Origin of the sequence: Gordonia insulae (genome assembly GCF_003855095.1) — a bacterium.
In the GTDB taxonomy this organism is placed as follows: Bacteria; Actinomycetota; Actinomycetes; order Mycobacteriales; family Mycobacteriaceae; genus Gordonia; species Gordonia insulae.
Window position 1 is genome coordinate 1,152,711 of record NZ_CP033972.1, and the last position, 12,715, is coordinate 1,165,425.

The window sequence follows — 12,715 nt, forward strand, 5'->3', positions numbered from 1 at the left end:
GACCGTCTGGAGATGCGATGCACTGGTTTGTCGACAGCCCGCTCCTCACACTGTTCTTCTGCGTCGGTGTCGGCGCGCTGATCGGCCGGATTCCATTCGGGCCGGTCTCGTTCGGGCCGGCCGGCGCGTTGTTCGTCGCACTCGCGTTGTCGGCCATCGATTCGGACGTCGCATTGCCGGCGATCGTGACGAACCTGTCGCTGTGTGTCTTCTGCTACACCGTGGGTATCGCGGCAGGTCCGTCGTTCGTGAACGCGTTGCGCACCGGATGGAAACCCGTGCTCGTCTCGGTGGTCGCGATCATCGCGATGGCGGCGACGGCGCTCGGCGTGGGCAAGGCGCTCGGCTTCGACATCGGTACGATCGCCGGTTCGTTCAGCGGTGCGGGCACGGCGACCGCCGCGCTCGGAGCCGTCCAGCAGCAACTCGCCGACGGTGGCGACATCCCGCCCGAACCGGCGATCGGCTATGCGGTCGCGTACCCGATCACCGTACTGCTGACCATCATCGCCTGCGCGTATCTGATCGGCGCCGGCCGCCGCAAGCCCACTGCGGAGGACCGCGAGAAGGTGTCGCCCATCGTGATCCGGACACTCGAGGTCGTCGGAAACCCCGACCTCACGGTGCACGGCCTGTGCGAGCGATACGAAGCCGTGGTGTCGCGCCTGACACGTGACGGCAGGACCGTGGTGGCGCACGACGACGAGAGTCTTGCGACCGGTGACCTGCTCACCGTGACCGCGCGTGAGGATGTACACGACCGCCTGGTCAACGATCTGGGGAGGCCGGCCGCCGAGGAGGTGTGGCTCGACCGCTCGACCATCGACTTCCGGCGGATCACGCTGTCCAACAAGTCGTATGTCGGACGCGAACTCCACGACCTCCGGATGGAGGAGCGATTCGACGCCGTCGTCAGCCGGGTGCGCCGCGGCGATATCGACCTCATCGCCACACCCGACCTCGTCCTGCAGAGCGGGGATCGGTTGCGGGTGACCGCACCCCGCGATCGCCTCAGCGAGATCACCACGGAACTCGGCGATTCCGAGCGCACCGCGGGCGACATCAATCCGATCGGCCTCGGGCTGGGACTGACCATCGGCCTCGTCCTGGCCTTCGTCGAGGTGCCGCTGCCAGGCGGCGGAACACTGGTACTGGGAACCGCGACGGCTCCGCTGATCATCGGCGTCGTCCTCGGCGCACTCGGACGCACCGGCCCGATCGTGTGGACGCTGCCGGGCAACGTCACCAACACGCTCAACCAGTTCACACTCATGGTCTTCCTGGTGGCAGTCGGGACCGGTGCCGGATCCGGTCTGGTCACCGCCCTGGCCGACGACGGACTCCAACTGGTCGTGCTGGGCTTCGCGATCTCCGCCGCGCACGCGCTGATCTGTGTGATCGCCCTGCGTTCGCTCCTGCAATTCGGGACGGCACGCGCACTCGGCGGACTGACGGGTTCTCAGCTCAACCCGGCACCGTATGCGTATGCCATGGGCAAGGTTCCCGATCAGCGGGTCGCACTGGGGTACGCCGTCCTCTTCCCGGTGAGCATGATCATCAAGGTGTTCCTCGCCCAACTGATGGTCGTGTACTTCTGACGGACCACGCCGTGGCGGAGAGGTCGATCAACCAGTGTCGGGTGAGTCCGTCCCCGCGTGCCGGGGGATCGTGCGACTGCTGCGAAGATCCTGACTCAGGACGCTAGCTGACCTTCTCGGTGGCCGCCGCGAGTCGCGGCTCGATCTGCTCGAGGGCGTACTCGAGGGAGACGGGCGTGCCGGCCGCCATCGCCTGCACGATCGGGTCCGTCTCCGGTAGTTCGATCGCTCGCCCGTCCCGGGTGACCGACAGCGAGTTGATCAGTGGGTCGTTCTGCAACGTGGAGAACGGCAAGCCGATGGTGGTGAAGACGGCCACCTGCGAGTTGAGGCTGGACACCTTCTCTACGGGTACAGCGGCGAAAAAGCCCTGCGCCTGAAGGGATGCCACGGGTGGGTACTGTACGAATCCCAGCTCGGCGAAGGTATCGAAACGTGCGTCGCCGGGTAGATACGCGCCGTAGGCCTCACCGTACTTCGCGCCCCACACGAACGTCTTGCCCGCGAAGTCGGGATGCCGGGATCTGATGGTGTCCTGCACGTCGGTGGTCTGCTTGATGAGGGCGTCGCCCTCGCCGCTCTTGCCGAGGGCATTGGCGATCAGCTGTGTCTGGACCTTCCAGTTGACGGCGTAATCCGGGGTCCCGGCCGGTGCGGTCACCACCGGGGCGATCTGTTTGAGACTGTCGGTCACCTTGGAGTCCGCCTTGCCTCGGACATTCAGGATGAGGTCGGGCGAGAACTCCTTGATCTGTTGATAATTGAACTCACCGCCACTGGATGCGGAGATCAGCGTCGGCGAGTCGGTGCCGAACATGTCTGCCGCCCAGGGGCCGACGCCCTTGGATTCGGCTCCGAAGCTCATCCAGTCGTAGATCGCGACCGGTTTCACACCCAGCGTCAGCGAGATCTCACCGTCTGACCAGCCCAGCGCCACCACTCGCGGCGCGTCCGGGAGACCGAGGTCGGCCTCCGCGGACGGGTCCGAATAGACCGCATTCTCGGTGGTGTCGGACTGGATGCAGCCGGCCGTGACAAGCGCCAGGACGAGCAGCACCGCGAACCCGATCAGTCGTGGAAACCTGTGCGCGAACATCATCGGTGTCTCCTCTTACTCGGTGGACTTCGATTGTGCGGAGCGGAGCGTTGCCGTGTCACCGGGCGTCGTGTCGAACGACACCGCCCCGGCACCCAAAGGAATGACCAGGGGGGTATGGGTTTCCGGATCGGAGATGATCCTCGAACGCACACCGAAGGTCTTCTCGACCATCTCCGTCGTGATGATGTCCGACGGCGCCCCCTGCGCGATGATCTCGCCACCGCGCATCGCGATGATGTGGCTGGCGTACCGTGCCGCCTGGTTGAGGTCGTGCAGGACGGCGACGAGGGTGGTGCCGCTCTGGTTCATCGCGGTGCACAGTTCCAAGACTTCGATCTGGTGGGCGAGGTCGAGGTAGGTGGTGGGCTCGTCGAGCAGGAGGATCGGTGTCTCCTGCGCGAGCGCCATCGCGATCCAGACCCGCTGGCGCTGACCGCCGGACAGCGCATGCACCGCACGTTGGGAGAGGTCGGTGAGCCGGGTGGCGTGCAGCGCGCGGTCGACCGCTGATTGGTCGGCGTCGGTCCACTGCTTGAACATGGTCTGATATGGGAAGCGACCCCGCGATACGAGATCGATGATGGAGATGCCTTCGGGTGCAAGGGACTGTTGGGGCAGTAAGCCGACCTCGCGCGCGAACTCCTTGCCCCGGAAGGTCTGCACATCCTTGCCGTCGAGGATGATGTCACCGCTGCGGGGTGCGAGCAGCCGTGACAGGGCTCGCAGCAGCGTCGACTTGCCGCACGCGTTGGGACCGACGATGACCGTGAAGGATCCGTCGGGGATCACCACGTCGAGATCCGACAGGATGGTGTTGTCGTCGTACCCGACCTGCAGCCCGGACCCTACGAGACGGCCACGGGGGCCCGGATCATGCGCCATTACCTGGCCTTTCGTGACTGGACGAGCAGGAGACCCAGTAGATAGACACCGCCGACCGACGTCGTGACGACGCCCACCGGCAATTGGGTCTCCGGTGCGAGAATGGTTCGGGCGATCGCATCACAGCTGACCAGGAGCGCGGCTCCCACCGCGGCGGAGGTCACCAGGGGGATACCCGGACTCGGCGAGATCCGCGCGGCGAGTTGCGGGGCGACCAGCGCGATGAACGAGATCGGTCCGGCGACCGCGGTGATGACGGCGGCGAACCCGACCCCGAGGATCAGCAGGATCAGCTGGGTCCGGCCTGTGTCGACGCCCTTGCTCTGCGCCGAGTCCGTGCCCAGTTCGAACATCCGCATGCGTGGTGCCATGGCGATGAGGAACGGCACCAGCACCACCAGGGTGACGAATACCGGTACGGTGTCGGACATTCGGATGTCGTGGAGGTTGCCCATTCCCCACGCCGCGGCCGATGCCGCGTTCTGCAGGTTGGCATTCGAGATCAGGTAGCCGTTGAACGCGAGCAGCATCGCGTTGATACCGACGCCGACCACGACGAAGCGATAACTGTCTGTCCCGCCGCGCATGCCGAGAAAGTAGACGGCGGCCGCGGTCACCAACGAGCCGAGCAACGCACCGATGGTTGCCGCCCCGGAACCGTCGTGCATGACCAGCATCACGATCAGCGCGCCGGTGTTGGCTCCCGTGGTGAGGCCGATGATGTCGGGACTGCCCAACGGATTTCGTGTGATGGTCTGGAAGACGGCACCGGACAGCGCCAGTGACGCGCCGCCGATCAACGCGATGACCACCGCGGGCAAGGCCGCGGCGACAAGATTAGCGGGCTCGCCGGAGACCTGTCCGGCGAGGACCCGAAGCGTCTCGCCGAAGCCGATCCGCGGCGTGTCGGTGGTACTGACGCCCAACGACCAGGTCCCGACCGCCAACGCGATCACCACCAGGATCACCGAGATGATCACAGCGGCAAGATCGACCTTGATGCTCAGGAACCGCCCTCGGATGAACCGGATGCGGCGCGGCCATCGTGCGGCGGCCACCGGCTCCGTGCGCAGCGACGTCATGTCTCCGCCCCCTTGCGCCGCACGAGTGCGATGAGTACCGGGGCACCGATGAATGCCGTCACCATGCCGACCGGGAGCTCGCTCGGGGTGATCACCCGCGCCAGGAGGTCGGAGCCCACCAGGACGATCGGCCCGACGATCACGCTCATCGGCAACAGCCATCGATTGTCGGGCCCGAACAGGAGGCGCACGGTCTGCGGGACCATCAGGCCGACAAAGGTGATGGGGCCGATGGCCGCGGTGGCCGCGCCACAGAGGACCGTCACGATCACGAAACCTGCGGCCCGCACCCGACCCACCGGAATGCCCAGGGAGCGAGCCCGGTCATCGCCGAGCGCGAGTCCGTTGAGGTAAGGGATCAACAACATCGAAACCAGACAACCGAGGCAGATCGGGAGCCAGACGATCGTAACCTCTTCCCAGCCGCGTCCGTCGAGGGTGCCGACCTGCCACGAACGGATCGTGTCGAAGGACTTGGGATCGATCATCGTCAGACCGAAACCCACACCGCTGAAGATGGATCCGGCGGCGACGCCGGTGAGCACGAGTTTCTCCGGACTGGCGCCGCTGACGCCGCGCGACCCGACGAAGTAGACGATCGTGGCCGCCAGGAACGCGCCTGCCATGGCGAACCACAGATAGCCACTGGTGGTGGTGATCCCGAAGACCACCGCACCGACGACCATGGCGAAATACGCGCCCGAGTTGACCCCGAGAATCCCGGGATCTGCCAACGGGTTCCGGGTGAGGCTCTGCATGATGGCGCCCGCAGCACCGAGTGCCGCACCGACGAGAACCGCGAGCAGCGTCCGCGGCACCCGGTTGTTGCGGATGACCTCCAGCGTTGTCGCGTCGCCCTGGCCGAGCAAGGCATGCCACACCTCGGAGATCGAGAAGGAACCGGATCCGACGAAGAAGCCGAGCAGGATCAGGGCGGCGAGCACCCCCACCAACGTCACGAGCATCACCAGATGCGAGGCTCGGCGCGACGGGATCGGCGGTGGGTCCGGGCGGGTCGCGGTCTCGGCGGTGTCCACGCTCATGTTCGACCGGTCTGCGCAGTGGGCCCGCGCCACCGTCGGGGAACTCGTGCGCGCACAGAGATCACACCGCCGGCCTTCCGCCAGTGTCCGCCGGCATGTGGGTCGGCAGACCGTGCCGCAAGTATAAGTTAGGAACGCCTATCCTCGGCTTCGAAACGCCCCGACCAGACGGCACGGGTACCCGCGTGGAACAACGGATTCTGCGGTCACGAGACGTGTTGGGTGCCCTGGAGTTCACCGCCTGCGGCGCGCCAGTCGATGAGACCCTTGGTCATGTTCCGCGCCTCGAAACCGAGTTCGATCAGCATGTTCGCTGCTCCGGCCGACCGCAGTCCACCGGTGCAGAAGGTGATCAGGAGCTGATCGTCGGGTAGTTCCGCGCACCGTGTCGGCAGATCCTCGAGCGGGATGTGGATCGCGTCGGGGATGTGGTTCCGATTCCACTCGAAGGATCGGCGCACGTCGACGATCACCGCACCTTCGCGGACCAAGGCGATTGCCTCCTCGGCCGACACCGCGGGCGCGTGTCGCAGGAAATGCCGAATACCCATCCAGCCGAACCTCTTTCGCGTGTCGACGCATCCGTTCTGGAAGATGCGTACAGCTGAACACGACCGTAAGCTTCAGTAAGTCTGAAGCTTACGGTCGGCTGTGTCAAGGCGGCACCGTCGCGGCGCCGGGGTCAGTGATGGCCGCTCGGGGCGCGCACGTCCGGTGGAACCGTCGACCTGTCGCAGCAGATGGCCGCCGATTCCAGCGGCACCCGGTCGTCGTGGTGATCCCGGTTGCGGATGCCGACTGCCGAGATGATGCCCCCGACGATGAACAGTGATGCGGTGATGAGGGCGGCGCGATGGAAGCTCGCGACGTCGAGGACGCCACCCACGATGATGCCGGTGCAGGCAACGGCGACCAGTCCGGCTATCCGGGAGATCGCATTGTTGATCGCGGAGCCGATACCGCTCTGCTCGCGTGTGACCGCCGCGAGAATCGCGGAGGTCAGCGGGGTGACCGTGATCGACAGGCCGAGGCCGAACAGCACCAGACCAGGCAGCATCTGCCACCAGAAGTCGAAGTCCGAGTCGGTGGTGAGCATCAGCAGATACCCGAGACCGGCGATGATCGGGCCGCCCGCCATGAACAGCCGCGGACCGTGGCGCGCGGACAGGACGCCGACCGGACGCGCGATGAAGAACGACAAAACCGGTATGGGAAGTGTCGCGAGTCCGGCGACCAGAGCGGAGAACCCGACGACCTCCTGCAGGAACAACACCGTGATGAGGGAGCCCATCGACACTCCCGCATAGACAAAGGTCGTCGCCAGGTTGCCGACACCGAAATTGCGCACCGCGAACATCCGCAGCGGGATCATCGGATGGTCGGTGTGCGTCTCTCGCCAGAACAGGCCGGCAAGGCAGATCACACCTCCGATCAGTGCCGATGCGACGACGGGATTCGACAGGCCGAGACGTTGCTGTTCGATCAACGCGTAGACCGTCCCGGCGAGTCCGGCGGCCGCCAGGATCGCGCCGGGAAGATCGATGCGCGTCGGTTCAGACGTTCGCGGCGGCTCCTCGAGGCGCATCGAGAGCACCACGGTGACGGCGACCGGGATGACGTTGACGGCGAAGATCCAACGCCAGTTCAAGGCGTCCACGAGGACGCCACCGAGCAGGGGACCGACCACGAACGCCGTACCCGTCCACGCTGTCCACGTGCCGATGGCCTTCGGCTGGTCGTCGGGGGAGAAGGCCGAATTGATCAACGCGAGCGAACTGGGTACGAGCAGTGCCGCACCGACGCCCTGGACGCCGCGACCGGCGATCAGCACCAGAGCCGTGGGCGCTGCGGCACAGACCACCGACGACAGGCCGAATATCAGGAGACCGGCGCGGAGAACCGGCAGACGGCCGAACGCGTCGGAGATCGATCCCGCGACGAGGATCAACGCGCCGAGGGCCAAGAGGTAGGCGTCCACCACCCATTGTTGGGTGGCGAGTCCGCCGCCGAGATCCGCGGAGATCGCCGGCAAGGCGAGGTTGACCACCGATCCGTCGAGGAATGCCACGAACGACGCGAGAATGGCCACCGCCACAACGGGTCCCGTCGCGGGATGCGCTGCCGGCACCGGGGAGCTGAGCGCCATCGTTTCCGCCTGTCACGTGCGTTGGTTGCTCGCGGGGGAGTCAGGTCAGTATGGCAGGGGTGACCGACCGCGGGGGTGCCGAATGCGCGTGGCGGATCAGTCGATCAACCCCAATAGGCGAACTCGCAGGTGGGTCGCGGTTCGGTCTTGTACGCCACGAGCTTGCCGTCCATCGTGATGGTGCAGGACAGTTCGGCGGCGCCGCCGTCTGCCGAGATCGTCGTCTCGAGTTCGTCGTACACGGGAAACTGCTTCTGCCACGGCAGACTCACGTCGCTCTCGGTCTGCTCGGCCGCCCCGTTCACGGAATAGCGGACGGTGGCCTGACCGCTGCCGGTCACCTGCATCGTCGCGGTACCGACGGCCGGGCCGGTTGGTGTGGTCGGCGCGGGCGTCGTCTGCGTCATCGTCACCTCCGGTGACGCGTCGGCCCCGACCGGGTCGCCCTCGATGCCGCAACCGGCCGTCACAGCCGCCACCATCGCGATCGACGCGATCACGCCCAGCCCACGAATACTCATGGCCGTAGCGTAGGTCCGCGGCCCGGGATCGCCCACCGCCCCGGCGGTGAATCATTCGGCCGAGCGACAGCGCCCCGCGAGCCGACGTCCGCAACGAAGTTGCTACGTGTCAGGCCAATTCGATGATCGCCCGGGTGGCCGCGGTGCGCACCCGCGCCACGGGGTCGTCGGCGAGACGGTGGAGCTCCGGCATGGCGTCGACGAGCTCATGCTTTCCCGCGATCTTCGCGACCCACTCCCGAACGCGCCAGTGCACGTCGTCGGCCGCGTCGAGCACGCTCTGCTGGGCGACGTCGTCCCAGACCCAGAAGAGGCCGCGGCCCGCCCAGACGCGCAACCAGTAGGTCAGGTCTTCGGGCAGGCCCCGCTCGACGAGATTCATCCCCGGCGGCCCGCCGAGCGCGATGATCAGACCCGGATCGGTGTCGTCGCCGTCGAGCATGCGACTGCAGGCCAGGACGAAGTCGAGGCGCCCGCGGCGTCGGCATTCCTGTTCGATGCTCTGCCGCGGGGTCAGCTTCCAGTGTCGGCCGGCCACAAGCCGAGTATCGCACTGCGCATGATGCGATTCAGTGCGTCTGCTCGGCCTCGGGGTCGGGGGTGACGTGGCGTCCGGCCAGTTCGTGGAGTTCGCGGAACACCCGTTTCGACGACTCCGCCCACGGCATCAGGATCGGAAAGACATGGAACATCCCGCGTTCCTCCATCGCGTGTACCCGCACGCCCGCAGCGGAGAGACCTTCCGCGAACTCACGGATGCCGTCGCGGAACATCTCGTCGGCGCCCCAGCACACGAACGTCGGCGGGAACCATGCAGGATCGGGGGTCGCGTAGACCGCTGACACGCGTTCGTCGTTCGGCTGCACACCACGGAGGTACGGGGTCACCGGAACATTCCAGGGCAGGATGTCGAACTGCGCGTTGTCCGTGATCGACGGATGGTTGAGGTCGAGATCGACCTCCGGTGAGAACAGCGCGAGCGCCGCCGGCATCGGCATGCCCTCGGCATGCAGGTGCGAGATCAGCGAGGTGGCCAGGCCACCTCCGCCGGAGTCGCCGGCGACGACGAGGTGATCGGCCGACACGCCGCGGTCGATGAGGCCCTGATAGACGTCGGCGGCGTCGAGCACGCCGGCCGGAAACGGGAACTCCGGGGCCATCCGATAGTCGGCGATGAAGAGTTCGTAGCCGGTGATCTTCACGAGCGACGCCGCGAACGCCGAATACATGATGGGTGATGTACCGATGTAGCCGCCGCCGTGCAGGTACAGGATCGTCGCGCCGATGGTCTGCTTGTCGTCGTCATCGTCGACGAACGCATCGGTGCTGGCCTTCGCCCGGCACCATATCCCCGGCACGCCGCCGATCGTGTCATCGGTGATCTCGACACTGTCGATCACCTCGACGAACGGAGGCATCACGGTGAGGCAGATGTCGTCGAGAATCTTCTCCATCGATCGGAACTCCTCGATGGGGAGGCCCATGGAGAAGCCCATGAACGAGCGCACGGCTTGACGAGTGACCGATTGACCGACGTTGTCGAGCAGGCCGCCGGGACCTTCCCACGGTCGCCGAAACGGCACCCGTGCCAATCCGTTCAGCATGCACTGCGCCAGCCCCACGACCGTCAGGGCAGTCACCGGGCCCGACGCCGTCTGCACCTCGGGGCGATCAGCCATCACCATGTTCGCAATCCTAATGGTCGGATCCCGATCGTCGGATGGCTCACCCGTCGAACCTCACTGCCGGGGTGCCGCTCGACTCGTCGATTCAGGCGACGAAGTCATCCCAATTGGTGGACAGGTAGTCGAGAAAGCGCGGACCCACCGACTCGCCGACCAAGTGCTCGCTGGACACCGGCTGGGGAAGCGCCCGATAGTGCGGGTCCGCGATGACCTGCCGCGGGAAATCGTGGTGCAGGATGCCCGCGGTCCCGATGAGGACGAAGTCGGCGCCCCACTCGAGACACTGACGTGCTCCCTGCGCGTCCACGATCTTGCCTGCGACACCCAATCGAGTGGAGCCGCGCGGCAAAGTGGTGAAGTGGTCGATGAGTCGCCGTCCCCGGTGTTGATCCTCGTACGGTTCCTTGAACGCGTCCCAGAGCGACATGTCGAGGTAATCGAGAGACCCATCGGCAAGGACATCGGCAGCGAGGGCAACTGCCTCGTCGAGCACGATCCCGTAGCGCTCGGGAGACAGCCGCAGGCCGAGTTGGAAATCGGTGGATGTGGCCGCCCTGATGCCGCTGATGATCTCGTGGACGATGCGGAAGCGGTTGTCGGCGGACCCGCCGTAACGATCCGACCGATGGTTGTGCCGGGCGTCGAGGAACTGCGCCACCAGATAGCCGTGCGCACCATGGATCTCGACGCCGTCGAACCCGGCGGTCTGCGCGCGGACGGCCGCGTCGACGAAATCCTGCACCACCACCTCGACCTGCTCGGTCGTCAGCGCGGTGGCCCCTTTGGCCGGGTCGTCCCAGGGCGCGACGACCGGTCGGCCGGACAACTGCGTGTCCGCGCGCCGCCCGCCGTGCTGCAACTGGACCGATGACACGGCCCCGGCTGCGCGGAGACCGTCGGCGAGGCGCGTGAGACCGGGCAGTTGGCTGTCGTCGCAGATGCCCAGCTGTCCCGGGAACGCCTGCCCGGCGGGACTCACATGAGCCGCGCAGGTCATGACCAGCGCGAAGCCGCCTGCGGCACGGTGGAGCAGCCACCGATACTCGTCGTCGTGCAGCGTCCCGTCGGGGTTGCTCTGGAGATTGGTGAGCGGCGCGAGGGCCATCCGGTTGGACCACGCCGGACCGCGGTTCATGGCCAGGGGTGCGGAGAGATCGGTCACCAGCGCCTCACGTCGTGGTTCTGTCGGTCTGACTGGTGCGTTTCTATCATCGGCCGACCCGGCGCGTCCTGCCGGGATCGCTCGTGATCGCTGACGTCGATTCTTCAGGACCGGCCCGACACTCGATCAGCGACGGTTGCGATCACGTTCGTGCGGGCCGCTCGGGACCGCAGTTCCAGACGATCGGCGAGCCGGTATGCGGCGTAGAGTCCGGCGACGCCCAGATAGCGCAGGGGTTCAGGTTCCCATTTCGGCGACCGATGGCCCACCCACGGCAGGCGCGTGAGCTCGGTGTCGCGACCGGCGAACAGATCGACCAGCGTCCGGGCCGCGACGTTGGTGGTGGTGAGTCCCGAGCCCACGTACCCGGCGGCCGACGCGATCCCCGTCCGCTCGTCGAACGTGATCGACGTGCACCAATCGCGATGGACACCCAGTACACCGCACCACGTGTGGTCGATCGATGCCGTGCGCGTGCTCGGGAACCGTTCCTGCAGTGCGCGAATCAGCGCGCCCGCGGTCTTCGGCTGGGTCCGCCCGTCGTCGTCGGTCCGCGATCCGTACCGGTATGGGACGCCCCGCCCGCCCAGGGCGATCCGGCCGTCCGCGGTCCGCTGCGCGTAGGTGTACGCGTGCGCCGATTCTCCGAGGAGTTCGGCTCCTTCCCAGCCGATCTCGTCCCATTGGTGGTGATCGAGCGGCTCGGTGACCACCATCGACGAGTTCATCGGCAGGAGCGCGCGGTGCCGACCGGGTAATGCGGGGGTGAACCCCTCGACGCAGATCGCGATGTGATCCGCTCGGACGACGCCGCGATCGGTGGTCAGCCGGCCGGGTTCGACATGCGTGACCGTCGTTCCCTCGACGATCCTGATCCCGGACCGCTCCGCCGCTGCGGCCACCCCGTCGGTCAGTCGTGCCGGCTGCACGCGAATGCAGTGCGGTGAGTAGCTCGCCGAGAGCGCATCGGCCACCCGCACACGTCGGAGCAGTTCGGCTTGGCTCAGCAGGACGGTCCCCGTTGATCCCCAACGCGTCGCGGCCGCGACGTCATGAAGGAGCCGATCATGCTGCGCGGGACACCGTGCCACCGTGAGGACACCAGAATATCTTGCATCGCAGTCGATTTGCTCATCGGAGATACGCGACGCCACCTCACGCACCGCGGATTCCATGGTCACCGTGAGAGCCCGGTTCGCGGCCCCACCGTCCTGGCCCCGCGCCTCGGCGATGCCCGCGTACGTTGCACGGTTGCCGGGTACCTCCGCCGACAGCCAACCACCGTTTCGACCCGACGCACCATATCCGCAGAACCGTGATTCCACGACGAGAATGCGGGCATCGGGAAACTCCCGACGCAGGTAGTAGGCCGTCCACAACCCGGTGAGTCCGCCACCGACGATCGCGAAGTCGACATCGGTGTCGCCGTCGAGAGACGGGCGTGTTCCGCCGGCGTGTATCGCCGCCGACCAGAACGAGACATCCCCGTTTCGCATG

12 protein-coding genes are annotated in these 12,715 nt (G+C 66.5%); 1 reads left to right on the forward strand and 11 read right to left on the reverse strand.

Going from position 1 to position 12,715, the window contains the following annotated elements; genetic code table 11:
* Positions 1–17: 17 nt before the first annotated feature.
* Positions 18–1,598, forward strand: a complete 1,581-nt coding sequence (locus tag D7316_RS05275; protein ID WP_124707346.1) for an aspartate:alanine exchanger family transporter — start codon at positions 18–20, stop codon at positions 1,596–1,598.
* Positions 1,599–1,701: 103 nt separating this feature from the next.
* On the opposite strand, the gene D7316_RS05280 is transcribed toward D7316_RS05275, so the two are convergent.
* From D7316_RS05280 to D7316_RS05330, 11 genes are all read right to left on the reverse strand, one after another.
* On the reverse strand, positions 1,702–2,697 hold the full coding sequence (locus D7316_RS05280; protein ID WP_124707347.1) for an ABC transporter substrate-binding protein: 996 nt from the start codon (positions 2,695–2,697) through the stop codon (positions 1,702–1,704).
* Between the two features lie 12 nt (positions 2,698–2,709).
* Entirely contained in the window at positions 2,710–3,579 is an 870-nt protein-coding gene (locus D7316_RS05285; RefSeq protein WP_124707348.1) for an ABC transporter ATP-binding protein, read from the reverse strand.
* On the reverse strand, positions 3,579–4,661 hold the full coding sequence (locus D7316_RS05290; protein WP_124707349.1) for a FecCD family ABC transporter permease: 1,083 nt from the start codon (positions 4,659–4,661) through the stop codon (positions 3,579–3,581). The genes D7316_RS05285 and D7316_RS05290 overlap by 1 nt, the downstream gene beginning before the upstream one ends.
* Positions 4,658–5,704, reverse strand: coding sequence for a FecCD family ABC transporter permease (locus tag D7316_RS05295; protein ID WP_232016781.1), 1,047 nt, complete (start codon positions 5,702–5,704; stop codon positions 4,658–4,660). Before D7316_RS05295 ends, D7316_RS05290 begins: the two co-directional genes overlap by 4 nt.
* A 206-nt stretch (positions 5,705–5,910) precedes the next feature.
* On the reverse strand, positions 5,911–6,255 hold the full coding sequence (locus D7316_RS05300; protein WP_124707350.1) for a rhodanese-like domain-containing protein: 345 nt from the start codon (positions 6,253–6,255) through the stop codon (positions 5,911–5,913).
* Between the two features lie 131 nt (positions 6,256–6,386).
* Positions 6,387–7,850: an MFS transporter gene (locus tag D7316_RS05305; protein WP_124707351.1), complete on the reverse strand. Its 1,464-nt coding sequence runs from the start codon at positions 7,848–7,850 to the stop codon at positions 6,387–6,389.
* Positions 7,851–7,954: 104 nt separating this feature from the next.
* Positions 7,955–8,371, reverse strand: coding sequence for a hypothetical protein (locus D7316_RS05310; RefSeq protein WP_124707352.1), 417 nt, complete (start codon positions 8,369–8,371; stop codon positions 7,955–7,957).
* A gap of 109 nt (positions 8,372–8,480) precedes the next feature.
* On the reverse strand, positions 8,481–8,909 hold the full coding sequence (locus tag D7316_RS05315) for a HEAT repeat domain-containing protein (RefSeq protein ID WP_124707353.1): 429 nt from the start codon (positions 8,907–8,909) through the stop codon (positions 8,481–8,483).
* A gap of 31 nt (positions 8,910–8,940) precedes the next feature.
* Positions 8,941–10,056, reverse strand: a complete 1,116-nt coding sequence (locus D7316_RS05320; protein ID WP_124707354.1) for an alpha/beta hydrolase — start codon at positions 10,054–10,056, stop codon at positions 8,941–8,943.
* An 85-nt stretch (positions 10,057–10,141) separates the two neighbouring features.
* Positions 10,142–11,218 carry an NADH:flavin oxidoreductase gene (locus tag D7316_RS05325; protein WP_124707355.1) on the reverse strand — a complete coding sequence of 359 codons (1,077 nt, stop codon included), beginning with the start codon at positions 11,216–11,218 and terminating at the stop codon, positions 10,142–10,144.
* Positions 11,219–11,322: 104 nt separating this feature from the next.
* Positions 11,323–12,714, reverse strand: a complete 1,392-nt coding sequence (locus D7316_RS05330) for an NAD(P)/FAD-dependent oxidoreductase (protein WP_124707356.1) — start codon at positions 12,712–12,714, stop codon at positions 11,323–11,325.
* Position 12,715: the final 1 nt, after the last annotated feature.